This window comes from Lysinibacillus sp. FSL K6-0075 (assembly GCF_038592945.1).
GTDB lineage: Bacteria > Bacillota > Bacilli > Bacillales_A > Planococcaceae > Lysinibacillus > Lysinibacillus fusiformis_F.
The window spans coordinates 4,756,014-4,775,502 of the sequence record NZ_CP151947.1; the positions used below are offsets into that span (position 1 = coordinate 4,756,014).

The following is a 19,489-nucleotide window of genomic DNA, read 5'->3' on the forward strand; positions in this document are numbered from 1 at the left end:
TCTAACTAATTGTGCCTCTTTAGAAACCTCCCTTATCAAAAGGAGGCTTTTTATATACATTTCAACGTTCTGTAATGACTTGCCGCATTTATGCTGCGGCAGTGATATTCCGTAGTATACTTTTATCACAACGAATTAAAGGAGTATAAAAATGCTTGATTCTAATCCTAATTGGCTGGCACATTGCACAGAAATAAAAGATTTAGCCAAATCATTATTTCAAAAATCAACGATACATCTTGATAGTGCGGCTCTGTTATTGATTACGGATGGCCAAACCACTCTATCCATTAATGGGCACAATGAACATATTGTATTTGGGCATTTAATTGCCCTTGATAGTGGTGCGGTTATTCAACTTACATATACAAACCGTCTTGATTTTTCAGGCTATTTAATTAGCTTTGATCTGTATGATATAGAAATGAAATCAATCTGTAATTGGTCTATCGATACAATGAATGGTTACTCCATTCAACGAGTGCCTGAAACGGTCATCGCAGATATTCGCATGTCGCTCGCTAAAAACATAGACCCTCTCCCTATCGCCATTAAACAATTTATTTTATACAGCTTGCTGAAGGAATTACAACAGGAGCGACCAACAGATGCATACACACTTGAGCAAAGAATTGAACAGACTGTCGTTTATATGCAAAATAAATATAATCAAATGATGACAAGAGATGAATTAGCAGCTATTGCTGGATACAGCCCATGGTATTATTCGAGAAAGTTCATTGAGTTATATGATAAAACACCGATCGCTTATTTAATTAGCTATCGTATTTTCCGTGCACAAGAAATGCTATTAACAACAGATGACTTATCACAAAACATCGCAAAGAAAGTTGGCTTTGATGATGTGCAAAACTTTAGTCGACAGTTTAAACGCATTGTTGGTCGCCCACCTAAGCAATTCAAAAAGACCATTGGTGATTATCGTGTTTGCTTTCTCTCACCTGCACACGCAGAAATTGCGATTGCATTAGGTGTTGCACCTCATTGTGTTACTGTGACTAGCTCCCTAACGCCAACATATCAAAAGATGCTTTTTCATGAAGTTGGTACAACCATTTTAGAAATGCCACAATATGTGATTCAACAAGACACCATTGTCCAGCAACAACCAGATGTAATTATCGGTGTCGACTTAACGGAAGAGACCAAACAGCACTTCCAAACGATCGCTCCTGTTATCACTGGGCTACCTTATGATTTAAAATCACTCATTCGTTATTTTGGTGAGTTGTTTCATAAAGAGAAGGAAGCTATACAAATCATTCTGGAACTTGCGACACATGTAGAGGTTCTAAAAAATAAAATACAACAGCATATTGCAAAGGATGCTACTGTACTTTACTTACGGGTGGAGGAGTTGGGTTATCGCTATTTCGGTGAGTCTTCTAGTGACTCGGCTATCCTTTTATATCAGGAACTTGGCCTACAAATGCCTGACATATTGCGTGCAAATGAAAATAGTTTCAACACATGTTCTTTACAACAATTAGTGGCAGCCAATCCTACCTATTTGTTTATTGAAAAGCGCATAATGGATTATTATACTGCAGACCTTAGCTTAGCTACTCTACAAAAAAGTGAGCAGTGGGCAAATTTAGATGCTGTGAAAAATAAGCGTGTTTTTTATGTGGATACTGGTTTATGGATTAACAATTGCAGTGTATTTGGCAAAAGGAAAATTATGCAACAGATTGAACAATCAATTTTAGCTGTTTACCCTAAAACACAATAATCCAATTTTTAAGGCACTTTATGCTATATTAGACGCTCTCATTACCTGTTATTATTTGATAGTGATAATCATTATCAAATAGAAAAGGAGCTTTAATCAATGAAAAAAACGATGCAATATATACTTTTTATGTTAGTTGCTTTAACATTAGTGGCTTGCGCAAGCACTAACAAAGAGAGCGGAAATGAGGCAAAGGAGCAAGAAGAAAAAAGCGAGCCTACAACACGTGTTGTGAAAGATGCCTACGGTGATGTCACGATCCCTACCGAACCTAAAAATATGTTAGTCCTTAACTCTAACTATGCTGAAAACTTAATTGAAATCGGTGTAATTCCTCAAATGGTGACAGTCGTTGAAGAAATTGAACCTGCGTATCGCTTCAAATTATTCAATGACAACAATGTTAAAATCATTCCGACTGTGCAATATGAGGAGAATTTAGAAGTTATTCTTGAAGCAGCACCAGATGTCATTATTGCTCAAGGTGCAGCGATTGATGCTAAAAAATACGAAGCTTTAAGTAAAATTGCCCCTACTGTTGCTGTTGAAGCAGGCGTTGCAATAGATGAATATGTTCCTGTGCTTGGTGAACTGTTCAATAAAGAGAAGGAAGCTACACTTGCTCTCGAAAAATTCAGGGAAAAAATAGAAGAAACCAAAGAAAAGCTACACAATGCTATAGGTGACGAAAAAATTCTCGTATTACGTGTAGAACAAAATCAATATCGGGTGCTAGGTACTGAAAAGGGTAGCCCTGGTAGTGACATGCTATACACACAACTTGGATTAAATATTCCAACTATGTTGAAAGATAATAATGAGTGGTTCACGCCTATTTCCTTAGAAGTTTTTCCTGAACTCGACGCAGATCATATTTTTGTCGAACAACGTCAAATGCAAAACTATAGTAGTGAACAATCCATGAAAGATTTAGAGAATAGCCCAATGTGGCAAGCAATGGATGCTGTGAAGGCAGGCAAGGTTTACCCATTAAAAACAGCAGATTATGTTGTAGGTGAAGGTCTAATTGGCTCTCCACTATTCCTTGATTATTTAGTTGAAAAGTTGGTGCCTTAAATGAAGCAAGAAATTTATGATGTAATTATAATCGGTGGTGGGCCAGCAGGCATGTATGCTGCCTTTTATAGTGGCATGCGTGAAATGAAAACAAAAATTATCGAAGTAAAACAGGAATTAGGAGGGTTTATGCGCACCTATCCTGAGAAGCTAGTCTGGGATGTTGGTGGCATTGAGCCTGTTCGCTGTGAAGATATTATTCACTCCTTAATCAAGCAAGCTATGACATTTAATCCGACAATCGTATTTGGTCAAGAAGTTGTTGGCATGGAAAGACGAGATGATGGCATTTTCGTCTTAACAGCTAAAACAGGCGAGAAGCATTATACGAAAACGATTATTTTAGCTACAGGACGCGGTATCACACGCATACAAAAATTAACGGTTGAAGGCGCTGACCGTTATGAACTAAACAACCTTCACTATACGGTAACGAACATCAATAGGTTTAAAGATAAACGTGTACTCATTTCTGGTGGAGGCGACTCAGCTGTAGATTGGGCTATTGAAATGGCTCCTATCGCCAAAGAAGTATATGTCGTTCATAGACGAGATGACTTTAGTGCCTTTGAATCGTCTGTAACACGCATGAAATCTATGGCGACAACCTATGTTCCTTATACGGTTTCGCGTTTACATGGCAATGGCAATAAAATCGAACATGTTACATTACAGCATGTTGATTCACATGATATGATAAAGATTGAAGTAGACGAAGTACTTGTCAATCATGGGTTTGACCGACACTTTGGTGGCGCCATTATGGATTGGGGCTTAGCCACTGAAGAATGGGGCATTTCCGTTACACCAAAAATGTGCACAAGCATGTCAGGCATCTTTGGCGCAGGTGATATTGTAACGAATGAAGGGAAAATAAGACTGATTGCAGGCGCATTTAATGATGCTGTCCTTGCTGTCAATAGCGCCAAATTATACATTGACCCTACTGAATCAAAAATGGCAGGCGTTTCTTCTCACAATGACCGCTTCGCTGAAAAAAACGAAGCGTTACAACAAAAGAATAAAGCCGTAACTACACATAAGTAATCGGCTAATATCTTCCCCATTAGATAAATAAATCATCTGCTTATCTAATGGGGGTTTTTATTTAAAACGTTGTACACATCCACTAGAAGGAACATCCTGAATGGTTAACTATGGCTTATCAAGAGATTGTTGCCGCAGCCCAACCAGCTTGTTGTTGCGCAATAATAAAAAAAATCCTGCATAGTAAACACAGGATTTCTGTTAATGTAATTATTTTTACAGATTTACAAGTCACATTGAGAATTAGATTTTCAAGCTGTGAACGTTGAGTTAATAATAACTAGTAAATCAAGTAAAACTCAGCATGCTTAGTATGTACCTATTTGATACTAAATCTAATCACATCGTTTTCTTCTTAAAAATATACGGCAACACCTCTAACAATCGTCCACGTGTAATGGGATCATCATAATTCCATGTATAATCTATAATATGAGTCTTACCAAGAGTTAATTCGGTTAATGCCGCAATCTGTGGACAGTGTGCAACAGTTTGCAATTCTTGTGGAGCAGCCAAGATGAAATTACGATCTCCAGCATAGTGATTCATTTGATGCTGCTGAATTTCTATCCATGCTTGCTTTTGTTCGATTAGGTGCATCACTTTAGCAGAGGGTCGAAAGCCAAGCGATTCATACAAGCTAGCAGCCAATCCGTTCTGGCCCATAATATAAAGTTTTTCACCTAACTTGAGATAAACAGTAGCCGTCTCCCCAGTAACATAAGCATCGGCTAATTCCCTACGTACCAATCTTACTTTGTCCTCATATGTAGTAATCCACTTTTCCGCCTCTTTACTACGTTCAACTAGTTTAGCGATATACCGTAACCGCTCAAATAATCTAAATTTACTGTTCAGTATAACAGTAGGAGCAATCGCATCCAGTTCCTGTAAATCCTGTGCTCGATAATTGCTAACCAATAATAACTCAGGCTGCAGTTCTGATATTTTTTCTGGATCTGCCCAATACCCGATATTATGGATATTTCGCAACTTATTGTGATAAATCACTTGATTTTTCATGATAGAGATGGCCGCTCCTAAAGGGGATATGCCTAGAACGAGTAATTCTCCAAGTGTGTCTGTTCCGGCAGTTACAATACGTGTTGCATCCTTAGGGACATGAATCTCTCTGCCAAGTGAATCAACAACTGTCTTTTGCTGATTATGAAGATGGATATTCGCATATTCACGCGGAGTGTTTCCAGTTAATTTATGAAAGCACCGGCTGAAATAAGATTCATCCTTAAACCCAATTTGCCGAGATATTTTTCTTAATGGCTCGGCAGAATTACACAGCAGCTCTTTAGCCTGATTTATACGTAAATGGGCCAAATAATCAGTTGGCTTTTTGCCAGTTAATATTTTAAACTGTTGACTATATTGCCATCTAACCATTCCCGCCATGTTAGCTAGTTGTTCTACTGTCAAGTCTTCATCATAATGCTGTTCCATATACTGTACAGTCTTTTGTATCATTTTTAGCTTTTCTTCGTTCTGAAAATGGGCAGGTTGCTGATCTAACTGGGTCATCATACTTAGAATAAGCTGAAGTCTACTTTGCATCATAGCCATTTCTAATGCGGACAGTGAGGAACAGAACGGATTCCTCATCCATGCTTCATTCCCTAATACTCGCTTAACTTGAGAAAATAACAGTCTATAGGGATAACCACAAAGTAAGGGAGGATGTGCAATGGGATTTAAAGTCATTCCTTCTACTTTAAAGGTTTCAAAGGTAAACCGCACAAGCTGTGCCTCCTTGTTACTTGATTCCACAGTGTAACTCTGTACAGGGGAAATTAAAATGCAGCTCCCTTGTTGCAGATCGATTGCAATTTTGTCTATATATAGCCGTATGCCATGGCTATGTGCTATCAATAATGTGCATAAATTTGTTTCATTGTAGTTTATTTCCTCATTATGGCTGATCGCCGGCATCATTTGGTCAACTTGAAACCGATCATAATGTTGTAGCCTAATATACAGCGACGCTAGATTCATAAGCAACCCTCCGACAAACGAAAATGATTCTCATTATCATTAATATAACATATAATGATCTACTTTCAAGTACAGCGAAGCTTTAATAGTTCAATCATGCATCATGCTGGAAAATTAACTGTTTAAAGAACTTAATGGGTAGTTACAATTTCTTACTGCCGTTGCATCCATTGTGGCAACTCTTCAAGCAATTGCCCCAAAGCTAACAAGTCATCTGTATTCCAATCGGCAGATGCAGTATACACATTTCCCTTTTGAACTGCAGGCAGAGTCCCCCATAGTCGGCTTTCTAGCATTCGATTAGCTTCTGTTTGACTTTCTTCATTATCGAGTATAAGTACAAACAAATGATCACCAGCATACTCTGGAAGCAACTCTTCTGAAATCGCAAGGAAAGTCTGCTCTTCATCAATAATATTCTCCTGTACAGCGGGTGGGATGACAAATCCTTGCTCTTCATAAATAATAGCTCCAAGTGAACGATTGCCCATAACATAAAACGTTTTACCTAACTGTAAGAAAACTGTTGCTGTCTCCCCTTCTGCCAATTGAATCTTATCCCACATTTCTTGCGACTGTGCTTCAAATTTAGCTATCCACCCAGCTGCCTCCTTCTGTTGTCCAAAGATATTTCCAATCTCAATTATACGTTCTTTATAAGGAAGCGCTGAGTTGAACGGAACAGTAGGAGCAATTTTCGCAAATGCCTCACTTTGGTTTGAATCCCCCTTGTAATAACCATTAATTATCAAGTCGGGTTTTAAAGACAGAATCAACTCTAAATCACCAGGATTTCCAACATCAATTATTCCTTCCGTTTTACCTTCATAGAATTTACCGGTAGCATGGACAAGATTACTACCAACAATTGGAATATCCATCGCCAAGAAATCGCCAAGCGTCGAACCCAAATAAACCACTCGTTTTGGATCTGCAGGTATTTCAACCTGTTCACCTGTAATTGTTGTATATTGAACAGTTGTCGCACTTTCCTCTTTTGACTCATCAGATTGAACTGTTTCCTGACTATCCTCTACCTTCTCATCAGACACGTTTCCATTAGAGCTGCTGCATGCTGATAATATCAACAGCAGGGATAACACCCCTGCCCATAATATAATTCGCTTTCCAAGTAATTTCTTCACACTTTGTTGCCCCTTTCCTTCTAATCCTTAATTGAAAATGATTATCATTTACAGCATTATTATAGCTTGTACAAAAAGGGGAAACAATAAAGAAAACGCAACTATTTAATTGAATAAATGTCAATAGCCACAGCGTTTGTATAGGCGTAATGGACGGGCCATCCGCACGATTTTCACCTCCATAAATATTCAATGGTAAAGTTTGCATCAACGATATCAACCTTGATATGAGAACAAAACTAAAGAGCATGTTTTGAAAAAAGATTGATCAAAACATGCTCTTATTTAATGGGATAGATTAAATTTTTTATAAAAAAGTTCGATAATTTTTAAACCCTTGTTGCACTAAAGCACCCCATTAGCTCAATTAGTAATACATTATTTAACCAACGTTTGAAGACTTATTAACACGGGGGCATACACAATTAGTGGAATAAGCAACATTACCGCACCAATTTTTTTATTCCCCTTTTGTAATAATAAAAGAGAAGTTAAGAAAAATAATGGATAAATAATAAAAGTAATTATTAATACACCATCAACTACTTGATACAGTTTTCCTGTAAATGCACTTATGAACGGGATTGAAATCCATTCTAGTACGCAAAATGCAATAACCAATATCCACAACCATTTAAGTGTCATCACTAATCACCCCTAAATTTTTGATTGCTCAAAAAGTAAAAGCTCATTTTCCACTTTGTCATCCATTATATTTCAAATTCTTTTATTAATTTTACCAAATATACCCGATTTTTATCTAATGAATCTGCACCGTTAGTTTAAGTACATTTCTTTATAAACTTTACAGTGATATTAACGCAACTATTTAATGAGAACTCTTATTAGTCAATATTTAAATAATCCTGGCTTACATTAGTTGCTCTTCGTATTTCAATATCCATACCTGTAATTATAAACACTGTTCTTATTCGTTCAGTTAGGTTTACTAATTTCAAATTACCTTTTCATCAATCACTCTCTTATAAAGTACAACAATTACTCTAAGAAAAGATGTTTCATCATCTACGGCAACAAAATATTTTTCATAAACGTCTAGGAGCCGTAGCTTTTAACTACGCTGAGTTTTTCTACAAAGCCTAACTTAATATCGTTTTGATCAATAGGAAAACATGTCATTAGACTAGCATCATCCAAAGAAAATCCATATAACGTTATTGATTCAATTTATATTCTTCTTTCTTTTATCCTCCAACAAAGTATTACTTGGTCATTTCTGTTACTTTTTGAATTAATTACATCAAATAATTTAATTTCTTCATCTAAATATTGAAAGGAAAAAAGGAACGTTTAGTGTACTATCTGTTACTCACTAATCCCACCTAATCTATGCTCCTCATCCATCAATGTTGCTTTTTTTGTACATATTAATCTCCCAAAATTTCTTCTTTGACATCATACGCATGAAACTCCCAATTTCCTGAAGCATTTAATAAAATCGGTGTGTGTAGTGCCTCTTCTACTTGAGAAAGACAATTTGCAAAATCTTTACATCGTTTTTTATCTATAGGGCGTTGATATCCTTTGCCAGAAGGGTCGTTATATTCCATAACCACCCTGGAAGAAACTGTCCATTACAAGCGTCAAAAACGAATATCCGTTCTCGCATCTACCAAAAAATCACCAAGACCGCTCAGATTATTGCTTCAACAAAACGTTCATCCCAAAATTGTAAGTGAGTGAATGGCATAGCTTCCGTTGTCATAACACCGGAACAATACAAAAGAAGAGAAAGTGTTCGTAATGTATAAGAAAGTTGTTTAATTTGAACATTGAGCAGTAAAGATAAGCTTGTTATAATCAGATGGAAATGTTATCGAGAATGATAATCAATATTGATTAATGTTCCATTTCAATATAAGTGTAGATAAGGGAGGAAGAAATAATGTTATTATCCGGCAAGAAAACAGCTGTATGGGTTATGCTTGGTCTACTCCTAGTCCTGACAGCCTGTGGAAGTAAATCGATCAAAGAGCAGGAGACAACAGCAACATCTGCGCCTGTACAACAGACCGAAGTATCAGCAGAAGATAAACAAGATACGGAGCAAGAAAATTCTGAAGCGCAAACGAGAGTCGTGCAGGATGAATTCGGCGATGTAGAAATTCCGGCAAATCCTAAGCGAGTAGCTGCAATTTATTTGGAAGATTATTTAACAGTTTTGAATGTGGAACCGATCGTCCAGTGGTATCATCCGTGGTGGGGCAAGCAGGATTATCTGAATTTGGACGTACCCCTTTTCGATATGACAGGCAGTATTGAGTCTTTACTTGAAGCGAAGCCGGATATCATCATTGTGGATGGAAGTGTGGATGCCGCTAAATACGAAATATATTCGAAGGTAGCACCAACCTATAGATTGAAGGAAGAAATCCTTCTCGATCCCGAGGCTATCCTCAGTACGATAGCGGATGTGCTCGGTATCCCGGATCAAGCTACAACGGCAATGGAACATTATAATCAGGTGATGAATGATACCAAGCAAAAGTTGCAGGCGGCTGTGGGGAACGAAACAGTTGCTGTATTGCGACTTGAAGTAGGTGATAACTCCCTTATTATGTTCAGTGAAGACAATCGGTATATTGGTAACATCTATCATCAGATGGGGCTGACGGCAGCACCGCTCGCGAAGAGTATGGAGGCCTTTAATGAGCTGTTGTCCGAAGAAGTGCTCCCTGAGCTTGAAGCGGATCATATCTTCATATTGACCTCTGATGGCGGCTGGGATACGGAGGATAACAAGGATGCCATTTCCTGGATGGAAAACTCATTATGGAAAAACGTTCCGGCCCTTAAGAATGGACAAGTCTATTATGTGGATAGAACGCACTGGCAGTCTGGCGCTATAAAGGCAAATTTGATGAAGGCAGAGGATTTGCTAAAGTATCTCGTTAAATAAACAATTTTTAGATATAGAGATTGCGGTCTCAGATTTGCGCACTAGTGCTATTGTGCAGATCTGGGGTCGCTTTTTAGGTTGCAAAGCACACAGATCCCCTTTGCAATTAATATTGGTAATCAAAATTAATTATTTATTGGTAATAGTGAAGGTTGATGAGCAGATGTACGGATATAAGCAAATTATTCAAGAAATATTAGATGCCTATCGTGGTCATCTGACGGAAATTAGTCTATGGATTCAAAAGATGCATGAAGCAAAAAGTAAGTAAACAAGAAGGCGAAAAAATAGAGAATATTATGGAGCAAGTATTTCAAGGAAATGCTATTGTGAGTCTGAAAAAGATCATTAATAATCATAAGGTATTCCAATAGGGATTTGCAGGAGTGTGATTAGAAGTTTTCAACACTATAGTTAAATATCGGTTATAACACTTCGCTAAAATGTTAATCTCATTATCCGACTGAACTTAATTATGCTTTATTTGATAAGGATTGTAGTGTCCCCCCTTGTTCAGTAGGTAACACAATATTATTAGCTAAAGCATCTAAACCTGAGCAAGAACCCTTTATAGGTAGTCAGTCAGGCGGTAGAGTTTTTCTTTTCTTACATACTGATGATTTTTGGATAGATTAACACGAGATGAAATCAAAAGAAATTGAATTTGAGAGAGAACCAAAAGAGTAACCTTATGGAATACACTTGTGAAACAGATGGTGGAATTGTCTGAAGGACAAAAAGAATGTTTAGTATTTCGTTCGAATCCTGGGATTGGCGATTCAACGGCGTGCCGATTAATTGGAGAGATTGGTGACATCCACCGCTTTCAAAATGCGAAACAACTGAACGCTTACGCAGGCATTGATATTATGCGGTACCAGTCTGGGAATATGCAATATCGAGACAGAATTAATAAACGAGGAAACAAACATTTACGAAAGATTTTATATTTTATGGTGTGCGCAATGCTTATGGCTAAAGGAAAACCGAATCATTTTGTGGACTATTACTACAAATTAAAAAAGCAACCTCAGAGGAAGCCTCATAAGGTTGCGATCATCGCCTGCATCAATAAGTTTCTGAAAGTGACATTTCAGTTACTGACGCGTGGCATTCTTTACGATTATGAGTCCGCACTACCAGCTCAGAAATCGTAATCACCTACATAGAACTATATCATAATGACCTTTCGAAAAAAATAAAAATCGTCAGGTCTTTTTGGTGTATCTAAAAATGAGTGTGAAGTGATGGGGGATATTCTTCATCACTTCACATTCATAAAACTCTAAATTATTCTTTAAATAAGGTTGATTAATCGTAAGAAAGAGGCTGGGACAAAAAGAAAAAATGTTAGACCAAGATGGTGCAGCACCACCCCGAATAGGCCCACTTTTTTAAGTTTCCACTATTCGGGAGGACGTTGTTCTATTTCTTTACATCTATATAAAATTTCTTTTCTCATCCTATGTACAACTTGTGGTATGGTTCTCCGATATTAGTATAAATGATTTTTTATTCATACTTAGACATAACAATTCAACATATCGTTGCATTATACAAATACTTATTTACTTTTCTCAACAATCTGGCCCTTGAATACAAATAGACGCATTCCTTATTAGAAAAATGCGCCGCTTGTTGAACATTTTTATTTAATGAGAACTCTCATTAGTTAATATTTAAATAATCCTAGCTCACATTAGTTGCTCTTCGTATTTCAATATCCATACCTGTTTACCTAATTTAAATAAACTTTCTCTTCAATCACTCTCTTATAAAGTACGGGGGTTATTATTGTTTACTGAAGCGCTAGAATAATTTCAAACTGTAGAATTGTCCTTCATAATTAATAACTTCATAATACGTTGTTAAATCTAAATTAGTTAAAAGGAAAGAATCTTTTGCGACTAAATAATTATGAATCGATAAAGAGGCTTTATAATAATCCTTAAAAGTCTCTTCGTTTAAATTAGTTTTATACGCTGAAAGTATATTTTCATATTCTTCAATAGTTTTCAATTGACTGATGAATTCATAATCTTTTTTAGCATATTTATTTTCTAGGTGATCTTCTAAAATTGCTTTTACATCACTTGTATATGCCAATAAATCGACATATTTCTCAAGTGGTAACATTGGTTTGACGTTTATATTCCATATATCTTCTGAATAAAGAGAGTATTTGTCTTTTAATTGTGACGGAATCATTTTTTTATATTCTATGAAATCCTTCACATCTTCTTCGGAAACATCAAAAGTATTCACGATTGCAATTTCCAATCGTAAAATATTTTCTTTTTCCGTATCAATTATTTTGATCATTTCATTTAACAATTCTTTGTAACGAGTTAAATCTTTTTCTTCAGGTTCTGCTTTAAGCATAAGACCGTATCCGCCATCTTTAAAAACTTTAGGTTCTAATTCAATTAGCTCTAAATTCTTTTTGTTTAATTGAATCGCAGCGTCCTTTAAAGAAGCCTGATAATTTTGCAGTATTTTGTCATCGATCATGCTTAGATTGCTTAAATGTAGATAAATCCGTTTTATTTTTTGTATACGCTCTTCTTCTGTTAATACTTTAGCATTTTCAAAGACTGTTGTATTTTCAAAATTGTAACTCCCGTATCTTTTGTAATCCCAAACAAAATCAAGCAAACTGTTTCTTAAATTACTTAATTCCACGACTTCTTGATTTGTAACTGTTTCCTGAGAAAGTTCTGATTGTGTATCGGTTAACCCTTTCCCATCTTTTGTTTCAGTATCTGAACACCCTACAAGTAATGCAGCGCCTAAGCCACATAATATTAAAAATTTGCTTTTGAATTTCATGATTGTACCCCTTTTAAATATAAAGAAAAATATTTCTTCTTTCACTAGAAAATCGGTTAAGTATATATTGTATAAATTTGCGATGTATTCCTAGATCACCTATAAAGCAATATAGTAAAATCATTATTATATAGCATTTTTCCGAAGTTTGTTGTTGTATTTTTATTAATCAACTTTTTTTCGTGGTAGGTATTTACTACATTTCCGTTCAAAGTCTATCATTCTTTTATTTTTTTCTCAACATCTTAATCTATCTTTAGGGCCTTGAAAAAAGTGCCAATCAGTCATAGTTGACTACCGCTTTATTCATTGTTGTTTAATGCTGAAACAAGCCAACTTTTATTATTTATTTGCTACCCCCCTATGTAATAAAACTATTTCTATTATTAATCTGCTTCGTTAGTTAAAGTACTTTTCTTCACAATTTCCGCATCCAATAATTATTATATTTTATTCAATTAAATGGCCCTTTTCATGAAAAAGGACACTCTCCTATTCAAGGAAAGCGCCCTTTAGATAGAATAACTAAACTTCATTTTGTGGCTTTTTCATGTGTTTCCAAACTTTCATTTGGGAACGTTATTTTGAATTTGAATGTATATAAAACCGCCCACTTTGGTGGCGCTTTTTCTTAACGTTATAAATCTGGCCAGTTGCCGTTAAGCTGCAACCGCAAAAAGTGCGTAAATCTCATTGACTGTGTTGTTGACCGCCATTTTGTTTTTCACATCTAAGTCCAAAACCTTTTTACTTAGCTCTGCATCTGTTTCGAATAGGGCTTGGTTTTGCATGTAGATTACATAGGCTTGTGGATGGTCGAATTTGATTTTTTCCATCTTTGACTCAATTTTATGTTCCTTTGTTCCATAGCCTAATGACGTATAGATGTTGATGTAGATGTTGATGTAGATATCAAATAGTATATCGAGTAGCATCATAAATCATCAAACCCTAAATTCACTGGCTCTAACGGTAATTCACCAGCATAGCCTGCTATATTAGTGGATGGTACTGAATCGTCCACTTCCTCAAAGGCAATTCCATCAATCCATGCTTCACCTGAACCAACAAGTAAAATTCCAAAATTAATAGCGGAAGTTTCTTCAGGTACATCTAACACAATGGAGTAATAATTCCAGTCTGTCGTACCATGGATAGAACGATTGTCCATATTATCAAACTGCACCAAATCACCATTTTTTGTATCAATTCGGCACCAAGCCCCGCATTTCATTGCATCTTTTGTTTTGATGAAGCAGGACATTTTCATTCGCTTACCAATCCAATTTTCAGAGGAAAATACTTGCATCATCGTACCAAATAGCCCTTCCTCAGCAGGACGTGTAGAGCCAAGATAACCAGATTTTGAGCCTGTATGAAACACTTCGTGGTCGGCTTTCATTGTATAAGCAGATGGGTTTGTCCCCGTTAATAACCAACCTTTTACCTCGTTTATTGTTGTCATTTCCTGTTCCTCCTTTGTGTATAAAGAACGCATCATATGGCGGTATTTACCGGGTGGCATGCTGTATAGCTCTTTAAATGCACGTGTAAAAGCTTCTTGCGATTGAAATTGACATTCGAACGAAATATCAAGGATTGTGTAATCAGTATGAAGCAATAGAAAAGCAGATACGGCCAGACGTCTTTTTCGAATATACTCGCCAATCGTTAAACCAGTTTCTTTTTTAAACTGACGCGTCAAATAAAATTTCGAATAGCCAATTTTTGTTGCGTAATGCTCCAACTGCCACGTTGTTAATAAGTTCTCCTCTAATGTATCCACGATTTTTTGAACTGTTTCACTATACATAACTGCTCTAAAGCCTAATGAAATCCCTAAGGGTTTTCATTAGGCTTTCGTATGTATAAACTTTTTATAAGGCTGTTTTCTAAAAGAATGTTGTTATTCAATATAGTGTAGTGCTTTAATTGAAGATTCGCATACCGAAATAAACAATCTTTATTATAAAGACCAAACTAGATAAATAAAGAACCAACTATTTTGATCAAACTTTGTTTCAAAACAGTTGGTTTCTTTCTGTATAAAATCAGCGTTTGCAACTTATCTTTTATCAAACTTTATTCAAAAGCTACAACAAATCTTGATAAAACATCCATAATCAAACTCTATTCTAAGTAACAATTGAACAACTTAAAGTAAACATCCTAAACCTTAGTATTACTACATTCAAGCTTGTTTAGCTAGAGTCTACTTATAATGAACATACTTATATTTTGTATAGAAGTATATAATTATTTTTCTTCACTTTTTTTACCATAAATACTTTCGGTAGAATAGTGGTGGGAATACACTTTATTCAAATAAAATATTAAGCAAAGGGGAATTATTATTTATGACTGATTTTAGGCCTAGAATGAAGAAAAGTGTAGAAATTTTAGATATGAAGTTACAAAAAATTATTGATGCTAAAATGGCTATTGGGAGAAAAAATTTTGGAGCGATACAAAAAGATATAAGTTGAACATGGAAACATTAACTTGGATTATAAATACAGATTCATTACTTTTTAAAAATGATAAAGATTATGAAGAATGCAAGATTAATTTTCAGAAAAAAATAGAAAGCAATTTCAAAGACACACAAAAGCATCCAATTGTTACTGTAAATGATGCAAGATAAATTTGAAATTTAGAGAGGGAAATGTTACTTGAAAAGAAGCGTGTTATATATTGAAGATAATGAGAAAATAGGCAGTTGGGTAAAAGGAGAATTGGAACAGCGAGGATTTTCAGTTCAGTGGCTGCTTTCTGGCGAAGGAGCTGAAAAAGAAGTAACTCAGCATGAAATAGTTATCTTGGATATCATGTTACCCGGTTTAGACGGATTTACTGTGGGAAAACGATTAAAAAAGGTAGCTCCTGCTGTTCCGATATTGCTATTATCTGCCAGAACATCAATAGATGATAAGGTAGATGGTTTACAATTTGCTGATGACTATTTAACGAAACCATTCCATACGGATGAATTAGTTGCAAGATTAGAAGTATTAATCCGTCGAAGTGGTGGTATACATTCCGAACGAATTGCATTAGGAAATCATATTGAAGTAGATCCAGAAGTCCAAATGGTATATGACAAGTACACAGGAGAAGAAATTATATTGACAGGGAAACAACATCAAATTTTAATGTATTTCTTAAGCCACCCTAATCAAGTGTTACCAAAAGAGCAAATTTATGAAGCGATTTGGAACGAAACTTACATAACTGGTGATAAAACAATACTGGTGCATATCCATCGATTGCGTCAAAAGTTGGAACGTCATCCAGATTCCCCAGAAATTATTGAAACATTGAAGGGAATAGGCTATCGGGTGAAACTATGAAACAGAATAGATCATTATTTCGTCGTTTTCTAAAAGTCCATTTTCTATTTATCTTTTTTCCTCTTCTTGTGCTTATTTTCTTCACTGCGTTCGTTCCTGTTAGCAATGAAAAAGAAATGAATATGTTAAATCTGTTTTACTTTACCGTACTTTTGTTTGGCTTTATTATTGTCGCATTTGTTGTAAGTTCTTGGCTGTTCTTCTTGAGACTTCGTAAACGTCTCACCCGCTTACAGGAAGTCATGTCATTTTCAGCTAATAATAATTCATTTCCTAAATCAATATCTGTTCAAACGGATCGTATGGATGAAATAGACCAGTTAGGAAGTTCTTTTAATTGGATGATTCAGCAGCTTGAATACAGTCGCAAGCGAGAATATGAAGAGGAATTATTACGCCATCGACTCATTGCGAATTTATCTCACGACTTACGAACGCCACTTACCATTTTGAGAGGACATATCACCAGATTAAATAAAAAATCAATGAGTTTTGAAGAGCAAGACTCATTAGCAGAGATGAACCATACAATTACAAGAGTCGGAGATCTAATGGATGATTTACTTTCCTATACATTACTTACATCAGGGAAACATCCTTTTCATCCCACTTCAACAAATATTGTACGATTAGTAAGAGCATCTGTCGCTGAGTGGTATCCTGCATTTGAAGAAAAAGAAATTCAGTTAGATGTTGATTTACCGACAGAGAAGACTTTTTATTGGGAAGCAGATCCTAAATGGATGACACGAGTTCTGGATAATTTATTTCAGAATATTCTTCGCCATGCAGCAGAGGGAAAATATACAAACATTGTGGTTGATGTAGAAAAAGAACTGATCATTGTTGCAGACAGAGGTCTAGGTATGGATAACTCTTCCTACGAGGGTGGGGCGGGGATTGGTTTATCGGCTTCAAATTATATGTTAAAAAAAATGAAGCTGAAAGCTGACTTTACATCAAATGAAAATGGTACAAGAGTAGCTATTGGTAGAGTTAACCTAAAGTTAACCCAGAAGTAAACAGCAAGATAACCGAGATTTAACTTTGCTTTTTTATAATTAGAACCATAACAGAAAGGGAGTGTTGTGGTTGCTTACGATAAATAACTTAGTCAAACATCGCGGAACTCAAGAAATCTTATCAGGTATCAGTTTTAAAGCTAGACCAGGTAGAGTAACCGGTTTTTTAGGTCCGAATGGGGCAGGTAAAAGTTCTACACTTCGCATCCTGCTTGGATTAGATCGTGCCACCTCAGGGAGTGCACTAATTAATGGAAAGCCATTCGCAGAATTACATAATCCTCTAGTAACAGTAGGTGCCGCACTTGATGGATTTGGAGCTCATCGTATGCGAACAGGACGAGCACATCTGCGTTGGATTGCTCGTGCCTCAGGATTATCTCGCTCACGTGTCGAGGAAGTTTTGGAAATAGTAGGTCTTACGAATGTAGCTGGTAAAATAATTGGAAATTATTCCCTAGGCATGGGAAGAAGACTTGGAATGGCAGCTGCACTACTTGGTGATCCAAAAATATTGGTTTTAGATGAACCTGTAAACGGGCTCGACCCAGAAGGAATTCGTTGGATTCGGACATTTTTACGTGAACGCGCTGAGTCTGGAAACACGGTGTTACTATCCAGTCATCTAATGGGAGAGCTTGAAGAGACTGTTGATGATGTGGTGATTATTAATCATGGAAAAATCGTTGCGAATGGAACATTGAAAGAAGTAATAGGTAATCATTCCACGCTGGAGGAAGCTTTTTTTGCCCTTACATCTAAAAATGCAGGTGATGATGTATGAGAGCATTTAACGCGGAACTATCTAAATTGTTCTCCCTGCCGGGTATTTGGCTTGCCTTTCTTATTGGAGCATTTGCCCCAGCGGTCATTGCTGCCTTGGACAGTACAGCACAAAAAGAGAAGATTATAGCTGGAGTTAGCACACGTCTATCGGAAGTTGGCTATATTGGTTTAGGTCTTGGTGTACAAGGTGTCATTATTCTTGGTGTGCTTGCTGTCAGCAGTGAGTATTTGACAGAGAGCAGTGAATCTGGTGGAGGGAATCAGATTACAACGAGTTTAACTGTTGTTTCATCCCGTTTCCACTTTTTGCTGGCAAAAGCAAGTGCAGTGACAGTGATCAGCATACTGCTTTCCGTTGTTGCTATTCTAACAACTGTGTCAGCAACAAATCATATTCTTGGTGAATACGCCCCTGCATTTGAAGCATCTAGACTGATCGGCGCGGTTTGTTACTGGATATTTACTGCTCTTTTAGCATTTGGGATTACGGTTCTAACTAAGAATGGCATTATCCCGCTTGCTGTGCTCATAATAAATTCATCAATTGTGACAGTCTCTTACCTCCTTGCTAAGGTTACAAAATTAGCATTTTACTTACCAGATAAGGCTGGCGTTGATATGTTTATGTTTACGAGCGACAGTTTTCACACCCCATTCAAAGGTGGTTTAATCATGTTTGCTTGGGTAGCTGTTCTTTTCATTGTCGCAGCCATTGTATTCCATAGGAGGGACGTTACATCATGAGTGTCTCTTCTAGTAGAAAGATAACACTAATCCTTGGAGCTGAACTGGAAAAATTAGTTACATTACCATTGGTATGGCTCACTCTTATGGGGACATTCATTCTAAATTTAGTTTTAGCAGCAGCTTTTACTTCTGCTGGTCTACAAGGGGCAGCAGGAACGCAAAGTATACTGAAAATAGGACTTGCTTCTATGGGATATCTTCAAGCAGGGTTCATTATTCTAGGTATTTTAGCTACTTGTTCAGAGTATACGGGTGGACAGATTCGAACTACTTTAACTACGATCCCTTGGCGAGGGTTTCAACTATTCACGAAGCATTTAGCTTTGGCAATTGTAACCATTCCTATGGCGTTTATTATTGCTGCATCAGGTGTACTATATGCTTTTATTATGATGAAAGACACAGCATTAGTGATTGAAATAGACGCTATGATAAAAACTTTAGTAGGTGCAACCGGCTATCTAACATTAACCACCCTTCTCAGTGCAGCTATAGGTGCTCTACTCAGACGAACCACTCCTGCTTTAGTGGTACTGCTTGGTCATTATTTCATTGTCAGTCCATTATTGAAAGATTTTTTACCCAGTATTAAAAATTATTTTCCGGATACGGCAGGATATTATATGTTTATGCCGCCTTCCTCTGATGAAATAAATGTCCTTACACCAATGCAAGGGACAGGTGTTTCAATGTTATGGACACTGATTTTTATTACAGTAGCTATTGTATTTTTCCGTAAACGAGATGCCTAAGTTTAGGTTTCAGCAATTACCGGAAAAAGTGATTTATAAGATATACATAATAAACCT

The 19,489-nt window shown here is 36.4% G+C and carries 19 protein-coding genes and 1 pseudogene; 12 read left to right on the forward strand and 8 right to left on the reverse strand.

Translation table 11 applies throughout. The features are described 5' to 3' along the window. Positions 1–151: 151 nt before the first annotated feature. The 3 genes from MHB65_RS23925 (at position 152) to MHB65_RS23935 (ending at position 3,877) form a co-directional block, all read left to right on the forward strand. Positions 152–1,753, forward strand: coding sequence for a helix-turn-helix domain-containing protein (locus MHB65_RS23925; RefSeq protein WP_342441979.1), 1,602 nt, complete (start codon positions 152–154; stop codon positions 1,751–1,753). Positions 1,754–1,852: 99 nt separating this feature from the next. After that, positions 1,853–2,830, forward strand: coding sequence for an ABC transporter substrate-binding protein (locus MHB65_RS23930; RefSeq protein WP_342441980.1), 978 nt, complete (start codon positions 1,853–1,855; stop codon positions 2,828–2,830). Continuing rightward, entirely contained in the window at positions 2,831–3,877 is a 1,047-nt protein-coding gene (locus MHB65_RS23935) for an NAD(P)/FAD-dependent oxidoreductase (protein WP_342441981.1), read from the forward strand. A 339-nt stretch (positions 3,878–4,216) separates the two neighbouring features. On the opposite strand, the gene MHB65_RS23940 is transcribed toward MHB65_RS23935, so the two are convergent. From MHB65_RS23940 to MHB65_RS23960, 5 genes are all read right to left on the reverse strand, one after another. Next, on the reverse strand, positions 4,217–5,881 hold the full coding sequence (locus MHB65_RS23940) for an AraC family transcriptional regulator (RefSeq protein ID WP_342441982.1): 1,665 nt from the start codon (positions 5,879–5,881) through the stop codon (positions 4,217–4,219). A gap of 152 nt (positions 5,882–6,033) precedes the next feature. Then, a complete protein-coding gene (locus tag MHB65_RS23945; RefSeq protein ID WP_342441983.1) occupies positions 6,034–7,026 on the reverse strand; it encodes an ABC transporter substrate-binding protein in 993 nt (330 codons plus the stop codon). Next, positions 6,941–7,234 carry a hypothetical protein gene (locus MHB65_RS23950; RefSeq protein WP_342441984.1) on the reverse strand — a complete coding sequence of 98 codons (294 nt, stop codon included), beginning with the start codon at positions 7,232–7,234 and terminating at the stop codon, positions 6,941–6,943. The genes MHB65_RS23945 and MHB65_RS23950 overlap by 86 nt, the downstream gene beginning before the upstream one ends. A 170-nt stretch (positions 7,235–7,404) precedes the next feature. Beyond that, entirely contained in the window at positions 7,405–7,671 is a 267-nt protein-coding gene (locus tag MHB65_RS23955; protein ID WP_342441985.1) for a hypothetical protein, read from the reverse strand. 743 nt (positions 7,672–8,414) lie between these two features. After that, entirely contained in the window at positions 8,415–8,597 is a 183-nt protein-coding gene (locus MHB65_RS23960) for a hypothetical protein (protein WP_342441986.1), read from the reverse strand. Between the two features lie 335 nt (positions 8,598–8,932). On the opposite strand from MHB65_RS23960, the gene MHB65_RS23965 reads away from it, so the two are divergent. The 3 genes and pseudogenes from MHB65_RS23965 to MHB65_RS23975 all read left to right on the forward strand — a co-directional run bounded on the left by MHB65_RS23965 (position 8,933) and on the right by MHB65_RS23975 (position 11,103). After that, a complete protein-coding gene (locus tag MHB65_RS23965) occupies positions 8,933–9,946 on the forward strand; it encodes an ABC transporter substrate-binding protein (RefSeq protein ID WP_342441987.1) in 1,014 nt (337 codons plus the stop codon). Between the two features lie 504 nt (positions 9,947–10,450). After that, positions 10,451–10,630: pseudogene (locus MHB65_RS23970) on the forward strand (VOC family protein); the annotation flags it as partial. A gap of 29 nt (positions 10,631–10,659) precedes the next feature. Next, positions 10,660–11,103 (forward strand): transposase, encoded by a 444-nt coding sequence (locus MHB65_RS23975; protein ID WP_342443791.1) that lies wholly within the window; start codon positions 10,660–10,662, stop codon positions 11,101–11,103. A gap of 652 nt (positions 11,104–11,755) precedes the next feature. Here the strand turns inward: MHB65_RS23975 and MHB65_RS23980 are convergent. From MHB65_RS23980 to MHB65_RS23990, 3 genes are all read right to left on the reverse strand, one after another. Further along, complete coding sequence (locus MHB65_RS23980; protein WP_342441988.1) at positions 11,756–12,775, reverse strand: hypothetical protein; 1,020 nt, start codon at positions 12,773–12,775, stop codon at positions 11,756–11,758. Positions 12,776–13,434: 659 nt separating this feature from the next. After that, positions 13,435–13,713 carry a hypothetical protein gene (locus MHB65_RS23985; RefSeq protein WP_342441989.1) on the reverse strand — a complete coding sequence of 93 codons (279 nt, stop codon included), beginning with the start codon at positions 13,711–13,713 and terminating at the stop codon, positions 13,435–13,437. After that, complete coding sequence (locus tag MHB65_RS23990; protein WP_342441990.1) at positions 13,710–14,588, reverse strand: AraC family transcriptional regulator; 879 nt, start codon at positions 14,586–14,588, stop codon at positions 13,710–13,712. The genes MHB65_RS23985 and MHB65_RS23990 overlap by 4 nt, the downstream gene beginning before the upstream one ends. 544 nt (positions 14,589–15,132) lie before the next feature. Here MHB65_RS23990 and MHB65_RS23995 point away from each other — a divergent pair. From MHB65_RS23995 to MHB65_RS24020, 6 genes are all read left to right on the forward strand, one after another. Further along, positions 15,133–15,261: a hypothetical protein gene (locus MHB65_RS23995; protein WP_342441991.1), complete on the forward strand. Its 129-nt coding sequence runs from the start codon at positions 15,133–15,135 to the stop codon at positions 15,259–15,261. Positions 15,262–15,447: 186 nt separating this feature from the next. Continuing rightward, entirely contained in the window at positions 15,448–16,125 is a 678-nt protein-coding gene (locus MHB65_RS24000) for a response regulator transcription factor (RefSeq protein ID WP_342441992.1), read from the forward strand. After that, the gene (locus tag MHB65_RS24005; RefSeq protein ID WP_342441993.1) at positions 16,122–17,147 is read left to right on the forward strand and encodes a HAMP domain-containing sensor histidine kinase; all 1,026 of its coding nucleotides are present in this window, start codon (positions 16,122–16,124) and stop codon (positions 17,145–17,147) included. The genes MHB65_RS24000 and MHB65_RS24005 overlap by 4 nt, the downstream gene beginning before the upstream one ends. A gap of 70 nt (positions 17,148–17,217) precedes the next feature. After that, a complete protein-coding gene (locus MHB65_RS24010) occupies positions 17,218–17,931 on the forward strand; it encodes an ATP-binding cassette domain-containing protein (RefSeq protein ID WP_342441994.1) in 714 nt (237 codons plus the stop codon). Beyond that, positions 17,928–18,677, forward strand: coding sequence for an ABC transporter permease (locus MHB65_RS24015; RefSeq protein WP_342441995.1), 750 nt, complete (start codon positions 17,928–17,930; stop codon positions 18,675–18,677). The genes MHB65_RS24010 and MHB65_RS24015 overlap by 4 nt, the downstream gene beginning before the upstream one ends. Then, positions 18,674–19,432, forward strand: coding sequence for an ABC transporter permease (locus MHB65_RS24020; protein WP_342441996.1), 759 nt, complete (start codon positions 18,674–18,676; stop codon positions 19,430–19,432). Before MHB65_RS24015 ends, MHB65_RS24020 begins: the two co-directional genes overlap by 4 nt. Positions 19,433–19,489 lie beyond the last annotated feature (57 nt).